The organism is Actinomadura montaniterrae (assembly GCF_008923365.1).
In the GTDB taxonomy this organism is placed as follows: domain Bacteria; phylum Actinomycetota; class Actinomycetes; order Streptosporangiales; family Streptosporangiaceae; genus Spirillospora; species Spirillospora montaniterrae.
This window is the reverse complement of the sequence record NZ_WBMR01000102.1, coordinates 1-24,729: the sequence shown is the minus strand read 5'-3', so window position 1 is coordinate 24,729 and position 24,729 is coordinate 1. Positions and strand designations below refer to the sequence as shown.

Genomic DNA, 24,729 nt, shown 5'->3' with positions numbered 1-24,729 from the left:
GCCACTAGAGTCGCCTCCCGTGGAGAGCGACGACCAGGGCGTCTACGTGGGCAGGGCCGCGGCGGACGCGGCCGGGGACCGCGGCTGGCTGCTGGGCCACTTCAAGCCGCCCGGCGACCTGCGGCACAGCGAGGACGTCGAGATCAAATGGGGCGTCCACCCCAAGGGCGAGCGGCGCGCGCGCTGGACCAGCGGGGAGAAGCGCACCGCGCTGCTCGTGCTGATCAGCGGCCGGTTCCGGCTGGGGTTCCCCGGACGCGACGTCCTGCTCAGCGAGCCCGGCGACTACGTGGTGTGGGGACGCGGCGTCGACCACTCGTGGCAGGCCGAGGAGGAGTCCGTCGTGATGACGGTCCGGTGGCCGTCGATCCCGGGATATGCGGTCGAGGCGGCCGGATGAGCCCGCTATCGTTGGCCGTGGCCACCCGGGCGTGGCCGAGGAGAGTTCGCATAGTGGACTAGTGCAGGCGCCTTGAAAGCGCCCAGGGCTGGGGACAGTCCTCGTGGGTTCGAATCCCACACTCTCCGCTCGACACGACACGGCGCGACGCCGACCCGCGAAACCGCCCGAATCGGGCGGAAGGCATCCGTTACCCTCTTCGGCATGTCGCAGACACCGAATGATCCGGCAGGTACCACCCACCAGTTTCAGAACTTCGCCAACCGGGCGCCGGCGGAGAAGTCCGGCCCGAACATGCCCCTCATCGTCGGCCTCGCCGTCGTGGCGGTCGTGGTCGTGGTCGGCGTGATCGCGCTCATGATGGTCTGATCCCGGGCAGCCGCCCGCGCGGACGCGACGGCGCGTCCACCCCCCGTGCGCGGGCCCCCCGGAACGTCCATACAGCGGGCCGCCGCCGCGGCCACCGCGTCCGGCACGTCCCGGTCAGCGGCCGTTGCTGCTGAAGTGCTGGTAGTCGCGGGCGCCGCTCCACTCGCCGCCCCAGCCCCAGCCGATCGAGGCGAACGCCTTCACCACCCGGTCGCCGGCGTGGATCACACCGGGATCGCGGTTCTTCCGGTTCGCGTACTTCGCACAGTTCTTGTGGGCGACGTGCCCGTCCGCGTACACGTACGGGTTCTGGCACGTGTTGAGGTCGACGGCGAGACCGAACGCGTGCTGGGAGAACGAGCTGGACCCGGTGGCGTTGCGGCAGTTGAACGCGGAAGTGTTGCCGGCCTCGATAGAGGCGAAGTCGCTCCCCTTGTACTTGTCGACCGGCTCCATGCGCTCGATCGGATACCGCATGTTGTAAAGCTTGCGGAACACCGAGACGAGGTCGCTCGCCGCCTTCGCGTTGACGACGAGCTGCCCGTTGTCGTGCGGCTTGTGGTCCATGCCCCAGTAGTTCATCTGGATCATCCGGAGCCCGGACGGCGCGACCGGGCAGCCCCGGTGCCAGGAGTACCTGAGGTCCCCGGCGGTGACGCGCTTGATCTGCGCCGCGAACTTCTGGTTCGTCGGCTTCGCGGACGGCGACGCCGAGCCGGTCGCGGTCCCGGACGCGGTGGGCGGCGTGGCGGGAGTCGCCGTCCCGGACTTGCCACCGTTGTCGGATCCGTTGCCGCATCCGGTCGCGGCGGCCGACACGGTGATGAACACGGCGGCGAACGCCGCACTGCGAAGTGGCCCTCTAGCTGGCATCTTTGCAGGATCGCACGTCACATGGCCTTCGCGTTGGACCTCCGATTCGCTACGGTGCGTTTGACGGCGCGTCCGCCGGAAAGGGGCCGGGGCGAACGGGCCGCGAACGTCGTCCACCTCGCCGGGCATGTCGCCCGGCATCCGCCGGCCCTCAGGGAGCCGGAATGGCGGATCCGCAGGAGAGGGACGTCCCGAGCCTCGAGGACGAGATCTTCGCCGTCGCGCAGAGCGTGCAGGAGGAGCCCGCCGCGGACGCGGAGCGCCCGCGGCTGCGGCTGCGGTCGGAGCGCGCGCTGGACTTCGCCGAGCGCACCCGGTCGCTGAGCGGCCGGGAGGTCGGCGCGATCGCCGCGGGGTTCGGTCTGTTCGTGTTCGTCGACTTCGTGATGATGTACGCGCCGCTGATGATGAGCCGGCGGCCGAGCCTGCTGCCGCAGTTCGTGACGCTGCTGGTGCTGGCGTTCGGGCTGGGCGGGCTGCTGGTGTGGAAGGTCGGCGGCCGGTGGCGGTCGTTCGGCGCGGGGATGATGCTGGCCTGGGTGTTCCTCACCCTGGTGTCGGTGGGGTTCCTGACAGGGGTGACGGTCACCCTGTAGCTCAGGTCGCGCCGAGCCGCTTGAGGACGGCGCTGAACGCGCGTCCGATCGCCTCGAGGTCCTCGGGCTCGATCACGTCGATGAGGTACTCGCGGACGACCTCGACGTGGTCGCGGGCCGCGCGCTCCAGCGTCGCGAAGCCGTCGTCGGTCAGCTGCGCGTAGACGCCGCGCTTGTCGGTGCCGCAGTTGTCCCGCTTGACGAGGCCCTTCGACTCCAGCCGGGAGCAGGTGTGCGACAGCCGGCTGCGCGACTGGCTCGCGTTGTCGGCGAGCTCCGCCATGCGCAGCCGGTGGCCGGGCGCCTCGGACAGCCGGACGAGGATCTCGTACTCCGACACCGAGAGCCCGTGCCGGGTCTTCAGGTCGCGGTCCATGATCTCGGTGAGCCGGACGCTCCCGTCCACGTAGGCCCGCCAATCACGCTGCTGGGAGGCGTCGAGCCAGCGTGGTTCGCTCATGCGGATCAGTATACCGGGGGAATAGTTGAAGCATCAACTAGATTGTAGGGGGCAACGCCCGCCCCACACGGGCACCGACGGACGGAGGACCCCATGCCAGCCGTGATGGCCGACCCGCTGACCCTGCCCCGGCTGCCGCTGCTGCCGGACGCCGGCACCGACTGGCGCCGCGTCGCGAAGATCGTCACCGCGAAGCGCCACCTGGAGGGCGAGGGCTTCGAGGTCCGCCGCCCGTTCCCGGGCATCGACCTGTCCCTCGCCGACCCGTTCCTCCTCCTCGACCACATGGGCGCCGTCGAGTACGCGCCCGGCGAGGCGAAGGGCACCCCGTGGCACCCGCACCGCGGCTTCGAGACCGTCACCTACATCATCGACGGCGCGTTCCAGCACCAGGACACCACGGGCGGCGGCGGCCTCATCTCCGACGGCGCCACCCAGTGGATGACGGCCGCGTCCGGCATCCAGCACATCGAGCAGCCGCCGCCCGAACTCGTCGCCAAGGGCGGCCTGTTCCACGGCGTCCAGCTCTGGGTGAACCTGCCCCGCGCGCAGAAGTGGGTGCAGCCCCGCTACCAGGACATCCAGGCCCGCGACGTGAAGCTGCTCGCCGCCGACGACGGCTCCTCGCTCGTCCGGGTGATCGCCGGTTCGCTCGCCGGGCACGACGGCCCCGGCGTCACCTACACGCCGATCAACTACCTGCACGCCACCGTCGCGCCGGGCGCCCGGCTCACCCTGCCGTGGCCGCGCGACTTCAACGCGATGGTCTACGTCCTGTCCGGACGCGGCACGGTCGGCGTCGAGCAGATCGGCCTGGACGAGGGGCAGCTCGCGGTGTTCGCGGGCTCGCACCACCACGGCGAGCAGGACGGCCTCGTCGTCCGCGCCGCCGACACGCAGCCGCTCGCCAGCGCGAACGGCTGGGAGGTCCTGATCCTCGGCGGCCTCCCGATCCGCGAGCCGGTCGCCCGCTACGGGCCGTTCGTCATGAACACCCGCGACGAGATCGTCCAGGCCTTCGAGGACTTCCAGGCGGGCCGCATGGGCACCGTCCCCGTCCCGCACCTCTCGGCGGCCGACGAGCCCCTCTCCTGAAAAGGAGCGATGGTGCGGGGACACAAACGTCCCCGCACCACCGCGCCCGACCTAGAATCCGAACACCCTCCGCACCCACCCACCCCGACGCGGACGCCGACGCCGCGACTCGTGTCGACAAACCGCCACATCGCCACGCCGAACCGGTACCTGCGGACGCAGCCCTGCCCCGATCTCGTGCAGCAGTTGTGCCAGCGCCACTGGAGTCGCCGCCTCGACGAGACGATCGCGGCCCGCCCAATCGCGCGCGAAGGCCCACCACCGGCCGGTGAACTCGCCCCACCACGCCGACACGCCTGGAAACCGGCGCGCCAGCTCCACCGCCACCCGCTCGGGATCGAGTTCGACGGCAGCCCACGGCGCCGTCACCGTCCGGCCCCGGTCAGATAGCCGCGGATGAAAACGGCCGCATCGGTGATCCGGTCGGCCCGCGCGATCGGCTCGCCCCACGACGTCCAGAACCACGCGTTCCCGAAGTCCTCGGGCCGCGCGCGGCAGGTGACGAGGTCGGACGCGGAGCCGCTCTCGTCGCAACATCCTGGAACGTCCGGGTTCACCACCCGAAGCCCGCGCGACGTCAGCTCCACGGTGAGCCGATGCGCCGACAGATGCGCGGCAAGCGCGGCGAGCGGGTCGCCGGAGATCGTACGATTCGCCACAGCCAGGACCTCATTTCCTGGTCAGGCCCCGGCCGGCGCCGCAATCGCCGCGCCGGGGCCGCCTTGTCTCCAGGGAACGAGACGCGCGCCGGCCACCAGACCACCGCCCAGGCCGCCAAAGCCCCGACGCGCGCCCCGTCACCTCAAAGATCTGACGCGTGACTCTGCGTAATGTTCCAAGATGGAACAAGCCGCGCTTGCGCTGTCCCGCCTCGCCCGCTACTGCCTGGCGGGCACGGGTGGTCCAGCACCGTCCGGGCATGGACGCACGGCCGGACGGCTACGTGATGCCTGCGCGGCTTGGGCGGCTACGCGTGCATGCGGTTGAGGAGTCCGCGCAGTGGCTCGGGAAGTGTCCGGCGTGCGTGTCCGATGTGCGTGGCGACGGCACGCGCGGACGGGTGATACCGGGTCATCTGCGGCGCCGCCTTCTCCGCGCGCAGCAGTCGTTTCAGTGCTCTGTCGTAATCGCCCGCCTCGACGTGGACGCGCGACATGTCGATCTCGTGATGGCCGCGCCGTTCGGCCGCCATCCCGGCCACGGTGCGATCTGTGATGCGCTGGTCCCGGCGTACGGCCTCGTCGAGGTCACCCAGCTCCAGCGCTATGGCTGCCCCGTGGATGGCGATGTTGCCGGGATTGAAGTCGCTCCCGTGCGTGTCGAGCGAGGGTCCGCCCGCACGGCGGCTGACCTCGGCGGCCTGGGCGTAGTGGTCCCACGCCGCCGCGGCGTTCCGTCCTCGGGCCGACACGACTGCGGCCCGCAGGTGGAGGGCGCCGACGACCTCGACGGCGTCCGGGCGTCCGGTGTCCGCGTCACCGACCGCGCGCTGCAACATCCGTAGAGCGGGTCCGTACGCCGCGACGTTCATCATCAGGAGCGCCCGGCGATGCGTCATCATCAAGGGCAGGTGAGGGTCCTGCGACATGCGGGCGGACACCGACGCGCGCTCCATGATCTGCCCCGCCAGGTCGTTGTAGCCGAGCCTGCGGGTGAGGGACGCGCTGAGGTTGTGGGCCTTGTTGAGGAGCGCCCAGGCTCGCGGGGACTCCGCCTCGTGGGCGTGCCATGTCAGTTCCTCGATCACGGCTGGCAGCCGGGCTGCGAGTTGCGCGTGCCGGGCGGCGTGGCGCAGCCGGTTCGCCGTGGCGATCTCCGCGGTGAGCTGGTCGAGCGTTCGGGGCGGGGCGTCGAGGTCGGGCGCCACGTCGGAGAAGACGAGGGCGCGCCGCAGATCCGAGATCGCCGAGTGGACCCGGTCGTCGCGGGGGGACTCGGTTCGGAACGGCTGCCCGTAGATCTGCGACGGATCAACGCCCAGTGCGGCAGCGGCGGCCGCAATGAAGGCGGGGGTCGCGACCTTGTGCCCTGCCTCGACCTGCGCGATGTGGGAGCGGCTGTAACTCGTGCGCTGGGCGAGCCCGTGCTGGGTCAGTCCGCGCTGCTTGCGTTTCCGGGCAATCCTCTGGCCGATGGTCTCGGGGGCACCATCAGGGGACATGAGCCATCCCTCCTGGCGACGTCCGCTCCAGGCTACGGCGCAGTGTTCTCGCACGGCGGCGCCAATCGGGGTCGGACGGATCCAGCTTGCATGCGGTGCGCACAGCTTGTCAGGCTGTTCTTGACCTCACCCGCCCACGGCCACTCGGAGTCACCGTGACGCAGCCCGCGTACCAGCGCATAGCGGATGACCTGCGGCAGCAGATCGTGGACGGGGTGCTGGCGCCGGGCGACAAGATCCCCTCACGTCCGCAGCTGCGCGAGCGGTACGGCGTCTCGGACGCGGTCGCGCTCCAGGCCGTCCGGTTGCTCACCTCCGAGGGCCATCTGGAAGCGCGCTCCGGGTCCGGGACGTACGTGCGCCGGCGGCCGGAGCTGAAGCGGCTCTCGCGCTACTGGTACAAGGAGGGCCGGACGACCAGCCCGTTCCGCGAGGAGATGGCCCGGCAGGGCCGGACCGGCGACTGGCGTGTCTCGTCGTCGGCCGAGCAGGCGACCGAGGCGGTCGCGGAGCGTCTCGGCATCGCGGCGGGCGACGACGTCATGTGCAGCCGGTACACCTACCTCGCCGACGGGCGGCCCGTGATGGCGTCGGTCTCGTGGGAGCCGCTCGCGATCACCCGGGGTACGCAGGTCATGTTCCCGGAGGAAGGGCCGTACGCGGGCGCCGGGGTCGTCGCGCGGATGCGGGCGATCGGGCGGCGGATCGAGACGGCGGAGGAGGTCGTCACCGCCCGGCCGATCCTCGCCGCCGAGGCGGAGGAGCTAGGCGAGCCGGTCGGGGCGATCGTCATGGTGATACGCCGTACGTACCGCACCGCCGACCGCCCGGTGGAGACGGCTGACATCGTCATCCCCACCGACCGGTACGAGCTGGGCTACCTCATCCCAGTCAGATAGGTCGGCGTGCTGGTTTGGGTTACATGGAGGCGGACGTCACTAGGGTGGCGTCGACGAGGACGCGGACGGTCTGGGGTCTGAGGCCGGCGAGCAGCAGTTTGCGTTTCTTCTCGATCACCACGGAATGGCGCTCTTGCACGCCGAGGTCAAAGGCCCAGCGCTTGGTGAGGCTCAGCGAGAACAGGTGGAGCTCCTGCGTGACGGGGATGCCGTCGACGGTGATGACCAGCTGCCCCGACCACTTGTCGAACGAGAAGGCCACGCGGTGGATCTCCGCCGTAGCGACGTCGAACCACAAGCTGGTCGTGCGCTTACCGCCCACAATCCTCCGCCTCTCGCCGACCCGTGCCTGCGTTGTCCCGGACATTCGACGTTCTACGGACGCAGTCGCCTGTCCGCGCGTTCCGTTCGGTCGGCCCGGGTGCTGCGGCGTCAGCGCAACCGTTGGTGGGGGTTGGTCGTTGGTGGGGTGTGGCGCTTGTTGTGTTCTTGACGATTCCGGGGCTGGTCATCGGGCTGGTCGGGTTCGCTGTGCTCGATCGTGCGGGGTTGTGGGCGCATCGCAGGTTCCGGCTGCCATGGCGGAGGGACGAGGTGGGACGGCCGGTGTCGGCGGTCGCGGTCGGTGAGCTGGACGCTTTCTTCCAGGGCACTCATCGCCACGCGCAGGAGCAGCGCCGGTCGTCGTTGATGTTGCGGGACGAGGAGGACGACGGTGCGCCGCCGCGCGGGCGCGTCGATCTCGATGCGGGGACCGCGGTCGTGCGGCGTCCGCGCGGGAGGGCCTGAGCGCGCGTTCGGAAGAATCTTCGGGCGGGGTGTCGATTTCCGGGGGTGGGGTGCGTCATCACCGCGCAACCATCCGATGCGGAAGGAGCGCATGGTGAAGTACCTGCTGCTGATCAACACCCGGTCGCCCGGGGAGCCGCCGGCCGGGGAGCCGGGCGTCGAGGAGTTCATGGCGTACGACAAGGCCGTCACCGACGCCGGGGTCAAGGTCGACGGGAACGCGCTGGACCTCGGCACCGGGACGACCGTGCACGTCCGGGCGGACGGGGAGCGCGTCGTGACGGACGGGCCGTTCGCCGAGACCCGGGAGATCGTCGGCGGCTACTACCTGATCGACGTGCCCGACCTGGACGCGGCGCTGGACTGGGCGGCCCGGTGCCCCGGGGCGCGGTACGGCACCGTCGAGGTCCGCACGGTGTGGGAGCCGGACGCGTCGTGAGCGGGCGGCGGGCGGCCCGCTCCGTGGAGGCGGTGTTCCGCGAGGACCGGGGCCGGCTGCTCGCCCTGCTCGCCGCCCGGTTCGGCGACCTCGACCTGGCGGAGGAGGTCGTCTCCGACGCGATGGAGACGGCGCTGCAGCGGTGGCCGGTGGACGGGGTGCCGGACAAGCCGCTGGCGTGGCTGCTGACGGTGGCCCGCCGCAAGGCGCTCGACCGGATCCGCCGGGACCGGGCACAGGCGGCGCGGCTGGCGGCGCTGCGGGTGGAGAGCGAGCGGGCCGCCGCGTCCCCGGCGGAGCCCGGCTTCGACGACATTCCGGACGAGCGGCTGCGGCTGTTCTTCACCTGCTGCCATCCCGCGCTGCCGGAGGAGGCGCGGACCGCGCTGATGCTGCGCTTCCTCGCGGGCCTGACGACGCCGGAGGTGGCCCGCGCGTTCCTGGTGCCGCCCGCGACGATGGCGCAGCGGATCGTGCGCGCGAAACGCAAGATCCGCGACGCGCGCATCCCGTTCCGCGTGCCGGGGCCGGACGAGCTGCCGGCCCGGCTGCCGGGCGTGCTCCGGGCCGTCTACCTGGTCTTCACCGAGGGCTACGCGGCGACGTTCGGCGACGATCTGGTGCGTCCCGGGCTGGCCGACGAGGCCGTCCGGCTCGCCCGGATCCTGCACGGGCTGCTGCCCGAAGAGCGGGAGGTGACGGGGTTGCTCGCGCTGCTGCTCCTCACCGACGCGCGGCGTCCGGCGAGGGTCGACGCGGCGGGCGACCAGGTGCTGCTCGAAGACCAGGACCGCGCGCTGTGGGACGCCGGCCTCATCGCCGAAGGGCGGCGGCTCGTCGTCCCGGCGCTGACGGGGCCCGGTGCCGGGCCGTACGCGGTGCAGGCGGCGATCGCGGCGCTGCACGACGAGGCGGCCTGCTTCGACGGCACCGACTGGCCACAGATCGTCGCGCTGTACGACGTGCTGCTCCGGATCGAGCCGTCCCCGCTCGTCGCGCTGAACCGGGCCGTGGCGGTCGCCATGCGCGACGGCCCCGGCGCGGGGCTCGCCCTCATGGACGACCTGTCCGGTGCCCCGGAACTGCGCCGCTACTACCTGTTCCACGCGGCGCGGGCCGACCTGCTGGGCCGCCTCGGCCGGACCGGCGAGGCGGCCGAGGCCTACCGGGCCGCGGTCGCGCTCGCCGGCAACGAACCGGAGCGGGCGACGTTCGAGCGCAGGCTCGCCGGGCTCACCGGCCGCTGACCTGCGGCTCGCACAGGGCGGTCTGGACGGCGGTCTCCATGTCGGCGTCCTGCGCGTCCGAGCCGCCCGGGTCGAGGTTCACCATGACCGTCGCCTGCCTGCCGCCGGTCGTCGCGCCGGTCACGGTCTCGAATCCCAGCATGTCGCCGGTGTGTCCCCAGTAGAGGCCGCCGCAGGGCAGCGGCCTGCTCTCCAGGCCGAGGCCGTAGGCGCGGCCGTCGGTGTTGCCGGTCGGGCGGGTCCTCATCATCTCCCGCAGCTGGGCAGGGGCGAGGAGCCTGCCGTCGAGCAGGGCGCCCATGAACCGGCCCAGGTCGGACGCGCTGGAGACCATCCCGCCGCCGGGGCCCGCGACCGTCGGGTTGAGCTCGGTGACGTCCATGAGCGGCGCGCCCTCGCCCGGCCGCACGTACCCGCGGGGATGCGGCCCGGGGATCGCCGGGGAGTCGCCGGGCACGGACGTCGCGTGCAGGCCGAGCGGCTCGATGATGCGCCGCGTGATCTCCTCACCGTACGGGCGGCCGGTGACGTTCTCGATGAGCAGTCCCGCCACCAGGTAGTTCGTGTTGGAGTACTTCCAGTCGCGGCCGGGCTTGAACACCCGGTGATGGGCGAGCGCGACGTCCACCATGGCGCGGAGGTCGTGGTGGGCGAGCGGGTCCTTGAGGACGTCCTGCGGGGTGATGTAGTCGAGGTAGTCGGGCAGGCCGCTGGTGTGCTGGAGCAGCTGCCGGACGGTGATGCGCCGCCCGTCGTTGCCGTGACCGCGGATGACGCCGGGCAGGTAGCGTTCCACCGGCGCGTCCAGGACGACGCGATGCTCGCCCACGAGCTGGAGCACGACCGTCGCCACGAACGTCTTGGTCACGCTGCCGATCCGGAAACGGCTGTCGCGGGGGACGGGCGTGCGGTTCCGCACGTCGCCGACACCGCTGGTCAGCACGGTTGTGCCGCCGTCGCCGTCGCGGACTTCGAGGAGCGCCCCGGGCGCGCCGTCGTCCGTGGTCAGCCGTTCCAGGATCGCGGGCAGCCGCCCGCGCTCGGGTGCTCGCGCGGCGGTGGCCGAATGCGCGGGCACGCCGGTGCCCGCCAGCATGCCGACCGCCAGGCCGATGGCCAGTGCGCCGCCCGCCGCACGCCTGTTCCGGATCACGTGATGCTCCCTCTTGATCGTCGGAGTCATCACGCTAGGAATCGCGGTGCCGGACGCGCCTCACCCGCGAGAGCCAACGTCCGCGTGGCGCCGCGGGCCGAGGATCAGTCCGTGTCGTAGACCGTGACGGGGACGTCGCGGGCGATGAGCTCGGCGGCGATGAGGGGTTCGACGCGGTCCCAGCGCCCGCCGGCCAGGCCGCAGCCGATCCGGGGCATGTGGACGCTCGCGCCGAGTCCGGCGGCCTCGGCGGCGAGCCGGCGCAGGCACTCCCGCACCGCCTCGTAGCGGATCGGCGGGCCGGAGCTGCGGCTCGCCTTGAGGCCGTGCTGGCCGATCATGTTCGCGACCCACACGTCCGGCTTGACCTGGACGATCTGGACGGCGCCGAGCCCGAAGTCGTTGCGGGCGCGCTCGCGGTGCCAGCGCCGGTAGGCGGCTTCCGGCTCGGGCCAGCGCCGCGACACCGCCTCCACGAAGCCCTTGCCCCAGCCGCCGCGGTCGTTGCAGATGTGCGCGATGACCTTCGGCCCCTTGGCCTGGGGCGAGGTCGCGTCGCCCTTGAGGTACCGGATCCGCGCCATGATCGCGACGGTATCCGGGCGCACCGACAAACCGGCCGTGTGGTCTCCATTTCGGTGCGGGGTCGCTGCGGAGGGAGCAGCGCAGGTACTCCGCTTCTAGTGTGGCGCCATGAGCGATTCACCGCCGCACGCCGGGCACCCCGGCCACCACCACGGCCACCATCACGGTCACCATCACGGTGGCGACGACCAGGCCGAGATGCTCGATCTCGGCGCGGACGTCCTGGCCGAGCACATCGCCGACATCATCGCCTGGCTGCCCGTCGAAGGGAGCCCGGGCCGGATCGTGGACCTGGGCTGCGGCACCGGAGCCGGGACGTTCGCGCTGCTCGCCCGGTATCCGGAGGCCGACGTCACCGCCGTCGACTCGTCGTCCGAGCACCTCGACCGCCTGCGGGAGAAGGCCCGCGAGCGCGGGATGGCGGAGCGCGTGCGCGCCGTCCAGGCCGACCTCGACGCCGACTGGCCCGACCTCGGCACGCCTGACCTGGTGTGGGCATCGGCCTCGATGCACCACATGGCCGACCCGGAGCGCGCGCTGCGCAAGGTCCACGACCTGCTCGCGCCGGGAGGCCTGTTCGCCGTCGTAGAACTGGCCGGTTTCCCGCGCTTCCTCCCGGACGACGCCCCGCCGGACCGGCCGGGCCTGGAAGAGCGCCTCCACGCCGTCGCCGACCGTCTCACCGCCGAGCAGATGCCCTACCGCGGCGCCGACTGGGGGCCGCTGCTGACCGCCGCCGGGTTCGCGCTCGCGGGCGAACGCGTCCTGACCGTGAACATCGACGGCTCGCGCGACGAGGCGGTCGGCCGCTACGCCCTGAGCAGCCTGCGCCGCATCCGCGACGCCGTCGCGGACGAGCTCGCGTCCGAGGATCTCGCCGCGCTCGACCGGCTGCTCGACACCGGCGGCCTCGGCGGCGTCCTGCGCCGCGACGACCTGGCGGTCCGCACCGAGCGCGCCGTCTGGGCCGCCCGCCGAACCCGGTGAAGCGCCGGGCTAGGCGGTGGTGGGGTCGGTCAGCATCCCGGCCAGTCTGACGAGCGCGTCCGCCCGCGGCTGGAAGGTGCCGATCGACGGCGCGTCGGTGTACGCGGAGATCAGGACGCCGCCGGCGACCTCCCACGGCGGCACGTCGCCGGCGAGCATCGCCGCGCGCAGCGCCGGCGTGAGCAGCCGCACCGCCTGCTGCTCGCCGAGGCCCCGGATCAGGAACCTCTTGTCGAACGCCGCGTCGCCGGTGCCGACGCCGCGGACCGGCATGAGGAACCCGCCGATCGCGGTGCGCTTCACGACCTCCACGTCCCGGAAGCCGCCACCGGGGCGGAGGAAGTAGCGGGTCAGGTCGTGGGTCGACGTCCTGCGGCTGTCGCCGGTGCCCTGGCTTTCCGTCCACCGGTGCCAGACGAGCCACAGCGGATACGGCTCCTCGGCCGCGACCGCCAGCTTCGTCCGCCGGGACCGCACGGCCGACGCGACGGGACGGGGCATCGGCTCGTCGCGCTCGACGGGCCGCCAGCCGCACGCGGCGATGTGCTCGCGCAGTTCCCTCATCTGCCGGTGGCTGCGGACCGCCGACCACACGATGACCACCACCGCCAGGACCACCAGGCCGACGAACAGGCCGGTGGAGCCGAAAAGGCCGGGGCCCTCGGCGGAGGGTGCGGTGAGCGAGGGGTGTCCGAGTGCGCCGTCTGCCGCGAACATGCCGATTTCGACGTGCGGGCGGGGCTGCGGGTTCGATCGAGCGCGGTGCCGCGAGGGAAAGCGGGGGAGTCAGCGGGTTCGGATGACGGGGCGGGAGGCGTGCGCTACTGTGTTCGAATGAGTCGAACAGAAGTTCGACTTGTTCGACCCGCTCGCCCGGGAGGCGACATGGTGGCGACGGCGGCCCCACCTCTCAACCGCACCGCACCTCTCAACCGCACCGCGCACGGCCGGCGGCACGAGCGCGCGACACGCCGCAGCGGTTTCTACCCAAATCTACGGCCGCAGCTATATCGCCTCATAGAGTCCGAGAGCGTGGACCCCGTGCGCAATCCCTATGCCCCTGGCGCCGGGCAGCGCCCCCCGGAGCTGGCCGGCCGCGACCGCGAGCTGAGGCAGTTCGAGGTGGTGCTGGAACGGGTCGCCCGGGGCCGCCCCGAGCGCAGCATGATCATCACCGGGCTGCGCGGTGTCGGCAAGACCGTGCTGCTCAACGCGTTCCGGTCGATGGCGATCCAGAAGCTGTGGGGCACCGGCAAGATCGAGGCGCGGCCCGACCAGTCGATCCGGCGGCCCGTCGCGTCCGCGCTGCACATGGCGGTGCGGGAGCTGGCGCCCCGGCACCGCGCGCCCGACCGGATCGAGGCGTTCCTCGGCGTGCTGAAGGCGTTCGCGCAGGCCGGTCCGGAGCCGTCCGGCACCAAGGCGAAGGCGCGGGCGCACCGCTGGCAGCCGGGCATCGACGTGCCCGCCTCGCGCGGCCGCGCCGACTCCGGCGACCTGGAGATCGACCTCACCGAGCTGTTCGTGGACGCCGCGTCCGTCGCCACCGACGTCGGCGCCGGCATCGCGCTGTTCGTCGACGAGATGCAGGACGTGCCGGCCGACGACGTGTCCGCGCTGTGCGCCGCGTGCCACGAGCTGTCGCAGATCGGCGGCCCGCTGATCGTGGTCGGCGCGGGCCTGCCGCACCTGCCCGCCGTGCTGTCGGCGAGCAAGTCCTACTCCGAGCGGCTGTTCCGGTACGCGCGCATCGACCGGCTCGACCGCGAGTCCGCCGACGTCGCGCTCCTCGCGCCCGCCGAGCGGGAGGAGGTCACCTTCACCAAGGACGCCCTCGACGCGCTGTACGGCGCGGCCGACGGCTACCCCTACTTCGTGCAGGCGTACGCGAAGGTCGTCTGGGACGTCGCGCCCGACACCCCGATCACCGCCGAGGACATCCGGGTCGCCGCGCCGGAGGCGGAGAGCGAGCTCGCGGTGGGCTTCTTCGGCAGCCGCTACGAGCGCGCGACGCCCGCCGAGCGCGACTACATGCGCGCGATGGCGATGCTCGGCGACGATCCGGTGCCGACGGCGGCGGTCGCCGACGAGCTGGGCCGCAAGCCGTCCAGCCTGTCGCCCGCCCGCGACGGCCTGATCAAGAAGGGGCTGATCTACAGCGCGGAGCGCGGCATGGTCGCGTTCACGGTCCCGCACTTCGGCAAGTTCCTCCGCTCCCAGCCCGCCTGACCCGACAGTTCTCTACAGGTTTCTAGCCTGGACGCTAGAAGCCGTTATAAAGCTGAATCGGACCGTGCCGTCCGGTGTCTATTCGGCTTTCTAGCGAACATGCTAGAAAGCCGTAGATTCTCCTGCCTTCCCTTCCGAGGTTTCTCTAAGGCTTTCTAGCTTTTCTCCTAGGTACCTCTATAGAGATGCAGAGGGCGTTGTCCGGCATTGCGGTTGTTACGCGGAGTTATCTGGGTATGGGGGCCGATGCGCCGGACCGGGCGCGAAAGGCCGATGTCGGGGGGATCACGATGGACGAGCAGGACCGCTACCGGGGCCAGGACCCGGACGACCTGTACTCGACGCGCGAGGAGGACGCCTACGAGCGCGGCGACGAGATGAGCTCGTCGATGGGATCGTCGGAGTCGCGGGGCACCGACGAGCCGTCGATGCGGCAGGAGCAGGGCGGCCAGGGCTACGGGCCCGGCCCGCGCGGCTACCACGACGAGCCCGGCTTCGAGGGCGGCGGCCACGGGTTCGGCGAGGACGACGAGTACTCCGCCGACATGGGCGGCATGCAGGACGAGGACATGACGAGCCACCGCCCGCGCCGCCAGGACGACGAGGACGAGCTGTACGGCAACCAGCTCGACGACCTCCACGACCGCGACGACGAGACCGGCGAGAACTGGTGACGTGAGCCCCGGCTCGGACCCCGCCTCAGACTCCGGCTCGGACCCCGCTTCGGACTCCGCTTCGGACCCCGGCTCGGGCCTCAGGCGCCGCCCGCCTTGAACACCGGGCGGGTCGACGGGTCGGGCGTGTGCGGCGGGAACCGGCCGAGCAGCCCGAGCGCCTCGTCGATCGCCCGGACGAGCTGGGCGTCGGTGCCGTTCGCGTGGTCCTGCGGCGTGACGTCGACCTCGATGTCGGGGTCGGTGCCGTAGTTCTCGACGCGCCAGCCGACGTCGTCGAAGGCGAACGAGAACTCCGGCTGCGTGGTGACGGTGCCGTCGGCGAGGCGGTGCCGGGGCCGGATGCCGACGACGCCGCCCCACGTCCGGCGGCCGATGAGGGGGCCGAGGCCGAGCAGCTTGAACGCGTGGCTGAACAGGTCGCCGTCCGAGCCGGTCCGCTCGTTGGTGATCGCGACCATCGGGCCGCGCGGCGACTCGCGCGGGTACGGCATCGGGACGCCCCAGCGCGGGAAGTTGTAGCCGATCCGGCGGCGCGCGAGCTTCTGCAGCAGCAGCCCCGACACGTTGCCGCCGCCGTTGAACCGGACGTCGACGATCAGCGCCTCGCGGTCGTACTCGGCGAGGAAGCCGCGGTGGAACTCGGCGAACCCGTCCGCGCCCATGTCGGGGACGTGCAGGTAGCCGGCGCGCCCGCCGGTCCGCTCGTGGACGAGGGCGCGGTTCGCGGCGACCCAGTCGCGGTACCGGCCGGGACGCTCGTCGGCGAGCGTCTTCACGGCGACGGTGAACGGGGCGGCGTCGCCGCGCCGGATCGTCAGCAGCACCTCCTCGCCCGCCAGGTTGACCAGCCGCTCGCCGGGGACGACGCCGCCGGGCGCGACGGGCTCGCCGTTGATCGCGACGACCGCGTCGCCGGGCCGGACGTCGATGCCCGGACGGTTCAGCGGGGACGTGGCGGCCGGGTCCCACGGGTCGCCCTCGATGATGTGCGCGAGCACGAACCGGCCGTCCCGGACGGCCCAGTCGACGCCGAGGAAGCCCTGGGCGTAGACGGGGCGGCTGCGGTACTCGCCGCCGATCTCGTAGGCGTGGGACGTGCCGAGCTCGCCCTGCATCTCCCACAGCAGGTCGGAGAACTCCCCACGAGTTGTCACTTTGTCCACAAGAGGGAGGTAGCGGCGGTACACGGCGTCCCAGTCGATGCCCGCCATGTCCTCGTCCCAGAAGTGCTCGCGCTGCAGCACCCACGTCTCGCGGAGCATCTGCCGCCACTCGGTCGCCGGGGACACCGGCACCTTGACGCGGTCGAGGTCGATCCAGCCGCTGCGGCGGCCCGGCCGGTCGTCCGGGGGCTGCTCGCGGCCCGCCGTGACCAGCCGCAGCCGCGACCGGGACCGGTAGAGCAGCGTGGCGCCGTCGCGGGCGAGCCAGAAGTCGCCGACGTCGCGCAGCCGCGTCCGGGCCTGCCGGGCCGCGAAGTCGAACGCGTCGACGCGGCCGAGCGCCGGGTCGTCGCCGCGGCCGCCCTTCACCGGGAACACCGAGTACAGCGCCTGGCCCTTGATCCCGGCGATCCGCCCGTAGCGGCCCTCCGCGACGGGGAACGCGACGACCCGCCGCTCGATCCCGGCGAAGTCGATCGGGAGCCGCGCCGAGGCCGCGACGCTCGCGCCGAGACGGCCGGGCCCGGTGACGTCCCGCGCGTCCGACCCCTCCGCGAGGCTCGCCTCGCCGGGCGAAGGGGCGGCCTCGCCGGTCACCGGACGCGGCGCCGCCGCGAACGGCGACGGCACATCGCGGCGCAGCGTGATCGCGTACGGGCGGGCGCCGAGCGGGAACCCCCGGTCGAACTGGAGCGTGTCGGGCACCGGGTCGAACACGCGCTGCCCGATGAAGTACAGGTAGCGGCCCTCCGGGTCCCAGGCGGGGGCGCGGTCGTGCAGGACGGGCCGGGTGACCGGCGCGACCAGGCCCGTCTCGGCGTTGCACACCTTGATCGCGGTCGTCTGCGCGGACGTCGGGCAGGCGTAGGCGAGCCACTCGCCGCCGGGCGACCAGGCCAGGCCGGTGATCGCGCCGTACGGGCTGACGTCGAGCGGCACCGGCTCCAGCGGGCCGTCGCCGTCCGGTTCGAGCAGGTACAGCTCGTTGCGGTGGTTGGTGAACGCGAACCGGTCCGCCGCCGGCGACGGCGCCAGCTCCAGCACCCGGCCGACGTCCTCGGACGTCTCGGCGTGCGCGGCGTCCCGGGCACCGGACGCGGTCAGCACGACGAGGCGCTCCCGGCCGTCCTCGCCGGACGCGGCCGCGATCAGCCGCCGGTCGTCGTTGAACCAGGTCAGCAGCCGGTACCGGACGCCGTCCTGCCGCCCGTGTTGCCGGACCGGCCCCTCCCAGGCCGCGAACGAGTACGCCTTGCCGCGCGTGGTGATCGCCAGGCCGTCGCCCGCCGAGTTCACCGTGGCCGTGTCGAGGTACTCGGCGGCGGGCACGAACCGCCGGTTCCGCTGCGTGCGCGAGCTGCCGAGCCGCACGTCGATGCGGCGGGGGCCGGTGCCGTCGTCCGGGTCGAGGACGTACAGGTCCGCGGCGGCGTGGTAGACGAGCCGGCGGCCGTCATCGGCGAGATTGCGGGCGTAGTAGTCCTCGTGATGGGTGTGCCTGCGCAGGTCGGAGCCGTCGGGCAGGCACGAGTAGACGTTCCCGACGCCCTCGTGGTCGGACAGGAAGTAGATCCGGCCGCCGACCCGGCAGGGCGCGGCGAGGTTCCCGTCCAGCTCGATCAGCCGCCGGAAGTCCCCGGAACCGCAGGAACCGCCCGCACCGCCGGGGGCGATCCACAGGTCGCCGGCCGTGCCGCCCCGGTACCGCTTCCAGCGCGCCGGATCGGCGGTGTTGCGGCCGATGACGACCGCGCCGTCCGGCCCGTACGTGACGCTGCTCGCCGGCCCGTACGGCAGCTCGGCCGGAATCCCGCTGCCGGACGGATCGATCGCGTACAGCCACTGATAGCCGCGGAACGGACGCCGGACATCGGACGCATAGACGATACGTCCGTCCGGATCCCAGCCGGTGATCGTGCAGGACGTCCCGTGGAACGTCAGCCGCCGCGCGGCGCCGCCCGCCGCCGGCATCACGTACACCTCGGCGGGGCCCTCCTCCCGTCCGACGAACGCCAGCAGCCGCCCGTCCGGGGACAGGCGCGGGTAGGCGGCCGCCGCGACCCCGGCCGTCAGCCGGTAGGCCCGGCCGCCGGACGCGGGGACCGTCCACAGGTCGTCCTCGCACACGAAGACGACGTCGTCCCCGCAGATCGACGGGAACCGCAGGTAGCCGCCGTTTCCCCCCACGCGCGGTCAGTGCCCGCTCTCCCCGCGAGGAATCTCTACGGCATTCTTGGACGCGTCCAATACTCGGTTAGACAGAGGTCGTCACCGGTGCCGGGACGAGCGCCGCCCGGACGGTCCGGCCCCGCTCCGCCGTCGACACCGCGAACACGACCTCCAGGTCCTGCCCGTCGACGCGGGCCGGGTAGACGACGAACCGCCAGCAGCCCTCGCGCCACACGTCCAGCGGGACCGCGCTGGCCACGGCGTTCTCGTGCTCCACCCATGCGGCGCTGTCATAGAGCGCCGCATACGTCTCCGCCAGGGGGCTGCGGCGCCGCTCGCACGGCGTCTCCGGACGCCCCAGCCCGCGCGCGCGGGACCGCCTGTCCAGCAGCTCCGGCAACTCGGGAGACAGCGCCGCGAACAGCGCCAGCTCCAGAATCAGCACCGGCCCCACCTGCGTGTGCTCGTCCCGCAGCACGTCCAGGCCCGCCATGGGCGCGCCCAGCGACGCTATGCCCGCGCCGGTGAACAGCAGCGCGCGCGCCACGCTGCGGCGGCCGACCCGCTTGGCGCTGAGGCCGCCGAAGCAGCCGCACCCCGCGTCCGGCCGCCGCACGCGCAGCTCCCCCACCACCCAGGTCGCCGCCGCGAACGCCAGCGTCGTCGCCAGCCGCACGGAGAACTGGGAGGTCACCAGCAGCGCCAGGCCGAGCAGCCCCTCGCCGAGCCCGAGCCCGACGTTCAGCCCGCGGCTGCGGCGCAGCGCCGTCAGCCCCGCGAGCCCGGCCGGGACCGGCACGCCGTGCACGTGGTCCGGCGCGTCCGCCACCCGCTCGCGGATCGTCAGCTTCGCCAGGCACGCCGCCAGCAGCACCATCGCCAGCAGCAGGACCTGCGTGTTCTGGAACGTCACCATGACGAGCCCTCCTCCGCGGCGCCGCCGAAACCGATGGCCGGGACGTCCGGCCGCGCGAGCACGTTGAAGCACCCGGCCTCCAGATCGCCGCCGAGCCCCACGAACGTCTCCGGGGTCAGCTCCACGATCCGGCCGCGCGGCGACGCCCCGCACTCCACGCACCGGTCGCAGAACCGGGCCGCCGCGCAGCCGCACTCCACGACCGGGACGCGCCCCGCGCGCCCGCTGCACTCGTTGTGCACCGTGATCTCGCTGCCGATCGACAGGTACGGGAACGCGACGCAGCCGGACGGGGCGTCCGCGCACCCGCCGCCGTCGCCCTCCGGATCGACCGCCGGGTACGCCGCGCCGCGCGGCGCCGGGGGCCGTGCGAACCAGGTCGCCGTCCCGCGCAGCACCGCCGGCGCGGGCTCGGACGCCTCCGGCCCGGCCAGGTCGTCGGCCCGGTAGCCCGGCTGCGACGTGCCCGGGCGCACCGCCTGCGGCCCGCCGGGGGAGCGCACGCAGATCACGTCGACGAGGTAGCCGGGCTCCAGCCGCGGGTGCCGGACCAGCACCTGCTGGAGGGCGTGCGGGGGGATCGCCACATGGGCGCGGCCGCGATGGGGGCCCATGTCCACCTCCCAGGCGTCCCGCCCGCACGCCAGCAGGGTGCCGGCGACCCGGTCCGCGTCGACCCAGATCCGGTCGACGCCCGGCCCGCCGGCCTTCGGCCGCACGATCGCCTCGCGCCCCGGGCGCAGCGCGGCGAGGCCCCCGCGCCCGCCGTGCCACACGGTCGTGTCCCCGCTCATCGCGAGCCGCAGCTCGGCGCCGTCGGCGTCCAGCACCAGCAGGTGCGGGCTGGCGTCCAGGATCGTCCCGGACAGCGCGCCGAGCGGCCGGGCGGCGTTCTCCGGGAGGCCGGCACCGGTCTCCGGGGACGCGCCGAGCACGGCCTCCCGGAGACGGCGGCGCCTGGCTCCACGGCGGTGGGGTAGCGGCATGGCGGCACTCCGGCTCGAACTTCACGGGGCGTGACGTCTGTTAGGACGGCGAGTCAAGAGTCACGCGCGGTGCACGCGCTGTCGACGGATTTGTCGCGATAAGTCGATCGACGGGAGATGTTCAATCGACCTCGGATGAGGATTATTAACTGGTTGACCCGGATATGTACTTTAAGTAGGACCGGAATTACGATCAACCTGAGATCGTCAACTGTACCGGGAACCGGCGCCGCCAAGATCGACTGGCTCGCCGGCTCCGCGACCCCTGGTTCGGTGGTGACGGTGAGCAGCACGCGGCACGAGGAGTTCCGCGCCTACGTGGCGGACCGCGGCCCCACCCTGCTGCGCGCCGCGATGCGCCTGACCAGCGACCGCGCCGAGGCCGAGGACCTGCTGCAGGCCGCGCTCGCCAAGACCTACCTCGCCTGGGACCGCATCCACGACCGCGCCGCCGTCGACGGCTACGTCCGGCGCGCCATGGCGAACACGCAGATCTCATGGTGGCGCCGGAAAAAGTTGGATATCTACCCCACGGATGAAGTTCCTGACCGTCCGGTGGACGATCACACCCGGCGCGCCGAAATGCGCGACGCGCTCGGCCGCGCGCTCGGCCGGCTCCCCGAGCGCCAGCGCCTCGCGGTCATGCTCCGCTATTACGAGGACATGTCCGAAGCGGAGATCGCCGACGTCCTCGGCGTCAGCGTCGGCACGGTCAAGAGCACCGTCTCCCGCGCCATGGCCCGCCTCCGCGACGACGACGCCCTAGGCGACGACTTCCCCGGAGTGCCCAGCCAGCCCAGGGGGACGACCCCCTGGAACCCCCGTCACGACTGACAGGCTGTTTCCCGCTCCGCAAGGGCTCCGCGCGAAACAGCCTGTCAGTCGGCGGGCAGGCCCGCTCCACTCGCTGGCGCTCCCTCCGCGTGCCTGCCCGTGGTGGTGGCCGGGGTTCGGCGCACGGGTCGGGCCGGCCTCTGGGCAAATGGGGGGCGGTGGGCTAGAACGGAGTTCCGCAGCTAGGCCTCAGCGAGCCGGAGGTGTGCCGTGTGGAGCACCATGCAGGACTTTCCGCTGACCATCACCACGATCATGCGGTACGGCACGCAGGTGTGCGGGTCCGCGGAGATCGCGACCTGGACCGGGGACGGCGCGCGGCGCCGGAGCTACGCCGAGGTCGGTGAGCGCGCCGCCCGGCTCGCCGGGGCGCTGCGCGCGCTCGGGGTGGACGGCGACCAGCGCGTCGCCACGTTCATGTGGAACAACACCGAGCATCTGGAGGCGTACCTCGCGGTCCCGTCGATGGGGGCCGTCCTGCACACGCTGAACCTTCGGCTGTTCCCCGACCAGCTCGTATACATCGCGAACCACGCCGAGGACCACGTCGTCATCGTGGACGGGTCGCTGATCCCGCTGCTCGCGCCGGTGCTGCCGCAGATGAAGACCGTCCGGCACGTCGTCGTGGTGGGCGACGGCGACACCGCGCCGCTGGACGGGGCGGGCAAGGAGCTGCACTCGTACGAGGAGCTGCTCGCCGCGGCGCCGCCGGAGTTCGACTGGCCGGAGATCGACGAACGGTCGGCGGCGGCCATGTGCTACACGAGCGGTACTACGGGCAACCCGAAGGGCGTCGTCTACTCGCACCGGTCCGCGTACCTGCATTCGCTGTCGGTGTGCACGGGGAACGCGCTGGGGATGAGCGGCGCCGACGTGGTGCTGCCGGTGGTCCCGATGTTCCACGCGAACGCGTGGGGCCTGCCCTACGCGGCGATGCTGGCCGGCGCGGCGCTGGTGATGCCGGACCGGTTCCTGCAGGCGGAGCCGCTGGTGAAGCTGATCGAGGCGGAGCGGCCGACGATCGCGGGCGCCGTCCCGACGATCTGGTCGGACGTGCTGCGGTACACGAAGGAGCACGGGTCGGACCTCAGCTCGCTGCGGCTCGTCCCGTGCGGCGGGTCGGCGGTGCCGGAGGCGCTGATGCGCGGGTTCGACGAGATCGGCGTGCGGATCGTGCAGGCGTGGGGGATGACGGAGACGTCGCCGGTCGCGACGATGGCGCACGCGCCGGTCGGCGCGGAGGGGGAGCGGGCCTGGCAGGCGCGGGTCAGCCAGGGCCGGGTCCTGGCCGGCCTGGAGATCCGGGTGGTGGGGGACGGCGACGTGGTGCTGCCGAACGACGGGGAGGCCGTCGGCGAGGTGGAGATCCGCGGCCCGTGGATCACCGGCGCCTACTACCGCGACGAGGACCCGGGCAAGTTCCACGACGGGTGGCTGCGCACGGGCGACGTCGGCAACCTCTCCCCCGACGGGTACATGGTCCTCACGGACCGGGCGAAGGACGTCATCAAGTCGGGCGGCGAATGGATCTCCTCGGTGGAGCTGGAGAACCATCTGATGGCCCATCCGGACGTGCTCGAGGCGGCCGTGGTCGGCGTCCCGGACGACCGCTGGCAGGAGCGCCCGCTGGCGTCCGTGGTCGTCCGGGACGGCGCGTCGGTCACGGCGGCGCAGCTCAGGGAGTTCCTCACCGACCGGGTGCCGAAGTGGCAGCTCCCGGAGCGCTGGACGTTCATCGCCGAAGTCCCCAAGACGAGTGTCGGGAAGTTCGACAAGAAGGTGCTGCGCCGCCGCTACGCGGAGGGCGGGCTGGAGGTCGAGCGCGCCGACTGAGCGAGGTGCGCGGCGATCGCGTCCTCCCACGATTGCAGGAACGCCGCGTACCCGCCCGCGAACGCGTCGAGGCCGTGCGCGCCGCCGGCGGTGAGGGCCGTCAGGTCGTAGACGACCTCGGCGGCGCTGCCGCCGTCCGGGTGCGGGGCGACGTCGACGGTGACCGTCCCGGCGCGGTGACCGGGCGTCACGCGGGCGTAGGAGACGCGGCGTCCGGGGTCGCGGGCGAGGACGACCCAGGTCGTCCGCTCGGTGCCGTGGCTGGTCTCGAACACCGTTCCCGGTTCGGTGTCGTCGGGGGCGTCCGCGGGGAAGGCGGGCCGCCAGCCGTCCACCCAGAGCTCCTCGCCGCGCGGCGTGAACAGGGTGAACGCCTCGGCGGGCGGCAGCGGGACCCGGACGGTCCCGGCGAGCCGGCGCCTCATCGGGGATCGCCGTCCTCGGTCAGGGCGTGCGCGTCGGCGGCGGTGAGGGTCAGCCCGTACACGGACTTGAGCTGCCGGATCTTGCCGAGCGTCTCGGGGGAGAAGGGGGCGCTGCCGTCGAAGGCGTGCAGGGCGATGCCCTCGACCAGGTCGCCGAGCGAGATGTCGAGGTACTCGGCCAGCCCCTTGAGCACCTTCAGCACGTTGCGTTCGATCCGCAGGCCGGTCTGGACACGGTCAACTTGTACCATGGTACCAAGATAACATCATCTGACCGGATTCTGACGCTCGGTCATGAACAAAGTGATCACGGAGCGGTACGGGTACTTGAGCGCTCGGTCACCGGTACCGGCGATTTCGGGGGATCGAGTGGTGTCGACGGGGCCAAGGGGTGTATGCAAGGTGGGCTGATTGTCCGGACGGCCCCTTTGGGGGCGGACTTCCATGCCGGTGCCGGGGAGCGTGTATGCCCAGGTTGTCCCCCTCCGAAGACGCGGCGGACCGGAAACTGGTCCTGGGTCTGAACGAAGGCGACGAAGCGGCCCTGGGCACGCTCTATGACGAGTACGGTGAGCGCCTTTACGACTACGCGTTGTCAATGACGGGCGATGAGAAGACCGCTGCCGGCATCGTCCACGACACCTTCATCGACGCGTGCCGCCGTGCGCCCCGTATGCGCGACCACCTGCACCTGAGCTCCTGGCTTTACGGGGCCGCCCGGCGCCGCTGCATCCGCCGCGGCCGCTCCCGGCACCTGTACTGGGACCGGGACGCCGAGTTCTCCGACACCCCGTTCCTGGAGCGCGCCGACGCGGGCGACGTCTCCGGCTGGCCGCCGTCGGCCGAGCTCCACGACCTGCTGCGCACCGCGCTCGACGCCCTCGACCCGGTCGACCAGGAGGCCGTGCTGCTGGCGTTCCGGCACGACCTGCCGCCCGCGCGGCTCGGCGCCGCGCTCGGGATGTCGGGACGCCGCGCCGCCGCGCGGGTCCGCCAGGGCGGCGCCGCCATGGAGGCCGCGCTCGCCGCCGAGGCCGTCCGGGCCGCCAGGGCCTGCGCCGGGTCCGCGGCGCCCGCCGCGCCCGTCGTGGATCAGGACGACGAGGAGCCCGCCGAGGAGGCCCGTCCCACCGCCGTCGCCGTCCTGGCGGCCCGCACCCCGCCGAAGCCGCAGCCCGCACCCGAAGCCGAGGACGCTGCAGACGCAGAGGACACCGAAGGCGCAGAGGACGCCGCAGACGCCGAGGACGGCGCGGAGGACGCGTCGCCGCCGGACGGCGCGTCCGGCGCCGTCCGCGAGGAGCCGAGGCGCGGGCCGCTGTCGATCGCGCTGTGGCAGACGTTCCACCGCCGCGGCGAGATCGGCGCGGACGCCGCCACCGCCGACCCGTCCGTCGCCGAGCACGTCGCGGGCTGCGCCGCCTGCCGGGCCCGCGCCCGGGTC

The 24,729-nt window shown here is 72.7% G+C and carries 27 protein-coding genes and 1 tRNA gene; 15 read left to right on the top strand and 13 right to left on the bottom strand.

Annotated elements, in window-relative coordinates; all coding sequences use genetic code 11:
• Window positions 1-19 precede the first annotated feature (19 nt).
• The 3 genes from F9B16_RS29015 (at window position 20) to F9B16_RS51290 (ending at window position 769) form a co-directional block, all read left to right on the top strand.
• Window positions 20-400 (top strand): cupin domain-containing protein, encoded by a 381-nt coding sequence (locus F9B16_RS29015; RefSeq protein ID WP_151543387.1) that lies wholly within the window; start codon window positions 20-22, stop codon window positions 398-400.
• A gap of 39 nt (window positions 401-439) precedes the next feature.
• Window positions 440-528, top strand: a tRNA-Ser gene (locus F9B16_RS29010).
• Window positions 529-604: 76 nt separating this feature from the next.
• A complete protein-coding gene (locus F9B16_RS51290) occupies window positions 605-769 on the top strand; it encodes a hypothetical protein (protein ID WP_190851157.1) in 165 nt (54 codons plus the stop codon).
• Window positions 770-883: 114 nt separating this feature from the next.
• On the opposite strand, the gene F9B16_RS29005 is transcribed toward F9B16_RS51290, so the two are convergent.
• Window positions 884-1,642, bottom strand: coding sequence for a M15 family metallopeptidase (locus F9B16_RS29005; protein ID WP_151543386.1), 759 nt, complete (start codon window positions 1,640-1,642; stop codon window positions 884-886).
• Between the two features lie 164 nt (window positions 1,643-1,806).
• Here F9B16_RS29005 and F9B16_RS29000 point away from each other — a divergent pair, with 164 nt between their 5' ends.
• Complete coding sequence (locus tag F9B16_RS29000) at window positions 1,807-2,238, top strand: MFS transporter (RefSeq protein WP_151543385.1); 432 nt, start codon at window positions 1,807-1,809, stop codon at window positions 2,236-2,238.
• Window position 2,239: 1 nt separating this feature from the next.
• Here the strand turns inward: F9B16_RS29000 and F9B16_RS28995 are convergent, their stop codons facing one another.
• A complete protein-coding gene (locus F9B16_RS28995; RefSeq protein ID WP_151543384.1) occupies window positions 2,240-2,698 on the bottom strand; it encodes a MarR family winged helix-turn-helix transcriptional regulator in 459 nt (152 codons plus the stop codon).
• A gap of 93 nt (window positions 2,699-2,791) precedes the next feature.
• Between F9B16_RS28995 and F9B16_RS28990 the strand changes: the two genes are divergently transcribed.
• The gene (locus tag F9B16_RS28990; RefSeq protein WP_151543383.1) at window positions 2,792-3,793 is read left to right on the top strand and encodes a pirin family protein; all 1,002 of its coding nucleotides are present in this window, start codon (window positions 2,792-2,794) and stop codon (window positions 3,791-3,793) included.
• 365 nt (window positions 3,794-4,158) lie between these two features.
• Here the strand turns inward: F9B16_RS28990 and F9B16_RS28985 are convergent, their stop codons facing one another.
• Together F9B16_RS28985 and F9B16_RS28980 are read right to left on the bottom strand one after the other, a co-directional pair.
• Window positions 4,159-4,452: a hypothetical protein gene (locus F9B16_RS28985; protein ID WP_225992028.1), complete on the bottom strand. Its 294-nt coding sequence runs from the start codon at window positions 4,450-4,452 to the stop codon at window positions 4,159-4,161.
• Between the two features lie 308 nt (window positions 4,453-4,760).
• Window positions 4,761-5,954, bottom strand: coding sequence for a helix-turn-helix domain-containing protein (locus F9B16_RS28980; protein WP_151543382.1), 1,194 nt, complete (start codon window positions 5,952-5,954; stop codon window positions 4,761-4,763).
• 155 nt (window positions 5,955-6,109) lie between these two features.
• Here F9B16_RS28980 and F9B16_RS28975 point away from each other — a divergent pair, with 155 nt between their 5' ends.
• On the top strand, window positions 6,110-6,853 hold the full coding sequence (locus tag F9B16_RS28975) for a GntR family transcriptional regulator (RefSeq protein ID WP_151543381.1): 744 nt from the start codon (window positions 6,110-6,112) through the stop codon (window positions 6,851-6,853).
• Between the two features lie 19 nt (window positions 6,854-6,872).
• Here the strand turns inward: F9B16_RS28975 and F9B16_RS28970 are convergent, their stop codons facing one another.
• Window positions 6,873-7,175, bottom strand: coding sequence for a hypothetical protein (locus F9B16_RS28970; protein ID WP_225992027.1), 303 nt, complete (start codon window positions 7,173-7,175; stop codon window positions 6,873-6,875).
• 149 nt (window positions 7,176-7,324) lie between these two features.
• Here F9B16_RS28970 and F9B16_RS28965 point away from each other — a divergent pair, with 149 nt between their 5' ends.
• The 3 genes from F9B16_RS28965 (at window position 7,325) to F9B16_RS28955 (ending at window position 9,328) form a co-directional block, all read left to right on the top strand.
• A complete protein-coding gene (locus F9B16_RS28965) occupies window positions 7,325-7,642 on the top strand; it encodes a DUF6191 domain-containing protein (RefSeq protein ID WP_151543380.1) in 318 nt (105 codons plus the stop codon).
• A gap of 91 nt (window positions 7,643-7,733) precedes the next feature.
• The gene (locus tag F9B16_RS28960; RefSeq protein ID WP_225992026.1) at window positions 7,734-8,081 is read left to right on the top strand and encodes a YciI family protein; all 348 of its coding nucleotides are present in this window, start codon (window positions 7,734-7,736) and stop codon (window positions 8,079-8,081) included.
• Window positions 8,078-9,328 carry an RNA polymerase sigma factor gene (locus tag F9B16_RS28955; protein WP_192809051.1) on the top strand — a complete coding sequence of 417 codons (1,251 nt, stop codon included), beginning with the start codon at window positions 8,078-8,080 and terminating at the stop codon, window positions 9,326-9,328. The genes F9B16_RS28960 and F9B16_RS28955 overlap by 4 nt, the downstream gene beginning before the upstream one ends.
• Here F9B16_RS28955 and F9B16_RS28950 read toward each other — a convergent pair.
• Both F9B16_RS28950 and F9B16_RS28945 read right to left on the bottom strand, forming a co-directional pair.
• Window positions 9,315-10,481: a serine hydrolase domain-containing protein gene (locus tag F9B16_RS28950; protein WP_151543379.1), complete on the bottom strand. Its 1,167-nt coding sequence runs from the start codon at window positions 10,479-10,481 to the stop codon at window positions 9,315-9,317. The genes F9B16_RS28955 and F9B16_RS28950 overlap by 14 nt on opposite strands.
• 104 nt (window positions 10,482-10,585) lie before the next feature.
• Window positions 10,586-11,065: a macro domain-containing protein gene (locus F9B16_RS28945; protein ID WP_151543378.1), complete on the bottom strand. Its 480-nt coding sequence runs from the start codon at window positions 11,063-11,065 to the stop codon at window positions 10,586-10,588.
• A 109-nt stretch (window positions 11,066-11,174) separates the two neighbouring features.
• Between F9B16_RS28945 and F9B16_RS28940 the strand changes: the two genes are divergently transcribed.
• On the top strand, window positions 11,175-12,053 hold the full coding sequence (locus F9B16_RS28940; protein ID WP_151543377.1) for a class I SAM-dependent methyltransferase: 879 nt from the start codon (window positions 11,175-11,177) through the stop codon (window positions 12,051-12,053).
• A 9-nt stretch (window positions 12,054-12,062) separates the two neighbouring features.
• On the opposite strand, the gene F9B16_RS28935 is transcribed toward F9B16_RS28940, so the two are convergent.
• Window positions 12,063-12,770 (bottom strand): hypothetical protein, encoded by a 708-nt coding sequence (locus F9B16_RS28935; protein ID WP_151543376.1) that lies wholly within the window; start codon window positions 12,768-12,770, stop codon window positions 12,063-12,065.
• A 324-nt stretch (window positions 12,771-13,094) separates the two neighbouring features.
• Between F9B16_RS28935 and F9B16_RS28930 the strand changes: the two genes are divergently transcribed.
• Both F9B16_RS28930 and F9B16_RS28925 read left to right on the top strand, forming a co-directional pair.
• Window positions 13,095-14,282 carry an ATP-binding protein gene (locus tag F9B16_RS28930; RefSeq protein WP_225992025.1) on the top strand — a complete coding sequence of 396 codons (1,188 nt, stop codon included), beginning with the start codon at window positions 13,095-13,097 and terminating at the stop codon, window positions 14,280-14,282.
• 290 nt (window positions 14,283-14,572) lie between these two features.
• A complete protein-coding gene (locus F9B16_RS28925; protein ID WP_151543374.1) occupies window positions 14,573-14,956 on the top strand; it encodes a hypothetical protein in 384 nt (127 codons plus the stop codon).
• Between the two features lie 80 nt (window positions 14,957-15,036).
• On the opposite strand, the gene F9B16_RS28920 is transcribed toward F9B16_RS28925, so the two are convergent.
• From F9B16_RS28920 to F9B16_RS28910, 3 genes are all read right to left on the bottom strand, one after another.
• Window positions 15,037-18,309, bottom strand: a complete 3,273-nt coding sequence (locus tag F9B16_RS28920) for a S41 family peptidase (protein WP_151543373.1) — start codon at window positions 18,307-18,309, stop codon at window positions 15,037-15,039.
• A 67-nt stretch (window positions 18,310-18,376) separates the two neighbouring features.
• The gene (locus F9B16_RS51285; RefSeq protein ID WP_192809050.1) at window positions 18,377-19,207 is read right to left on the bottom strand and encodes a MauE/DoxX family redox-associated membrane protein; all 831 of its coding nucleotides are present in this window, start codon (window positions 19,205-19,207) and stop codon (window positions 18,377-18,379) included.
• Window positions 19,201-20,193 (bottom strand): hypothetical protein, encoded by a 993-nt coding sequence (locus F9B16_RS28910; protein WP_151543371.1) that lies wholly within the window; start codon window positions 20,191-20,193, stop codon window positions 19,201-19,203. Before F9B16_RS28910 ends, F9B16_RS51285 begins: the two co-directional genes overlap by 7 nt.
• 282 nt (window positions 20,194-20,475) lie before the next feature.
• Here F9B16_RS28910 and F9B16_RS28905 point away from each other — a divergent pair, with 282 nt between their 5' ends.
• Both F9B16_RS28905 and F9B16_RS28900 read left to right on the top strand, forming a co-directional pair.
• Entirely contained in the window at window positions 20,476-21,027 is a 552-nt protein-coding gene (locus tag F9B16_RS28905) for a SigE family RNA polymerase sigma factor (protein WP_225992024.1), read from the top strand.
• A 222-nt stretch (window positions 21,028-21,249) separates the two neighbouring features.
• On the top strand, window positions 21,250-22,860 hold the full coding sequence (locus F9B16_RS28900) for a long-chain fatty acid--CoA ligase (protein ID WP_225992023.1): 1,611 nt from the start codon (window positions 21,250-21,252) through the stop codon (window positions 22,858-22,860).
• Here F9B16_RS28900 and F9B16_RS28895 read toward each other — a convergent pair.
• Together F9B16_RS28895 and F9B16_RS28890 are read right to left on the bottom strand one after the other, a co-directional pair.
• Window positions 22,821-23,285, bottom strand: a complete 465-nt coding sequence (locus F9B16_RS28895; protein ID WP_151543369.1) for an SRPBCC family protein — start codon at window positions 23,283-23,285, stop codon at window positions 22,821-22,823. The two genes, F9B16_RS28900 and F9B16_RS28895, sit on opposite strands and share 40 nt — an antisense overlap.
• Entirely contained in the window at window positions 23,282-23,536 is a 255-nt protein-coding gene (locus F9B16_RS28890; protein ID WP_151543368.1) for a ribbon-helix-helix domain-containing protein, read from the bottom strand. Before F9B16_RS28890 ends, F9B16_RS28895 begins: the two co-directional genes overlap by 4 nt.
• 215 nt (window positions 23,537-23,751) lie before the next feature.
• On the opposite strand from F9B16_RS28890, the gene F9B16_RS51280 reads away from it, so the two are divergent.
• Window positions 23,752-24,729: RNA polymerase sigma factor (locus F9B16_RS51280; RefSeq protein WP_192809049.1), on the top strand; the 978-nt coding region annotated here is incomplete at its 3' end.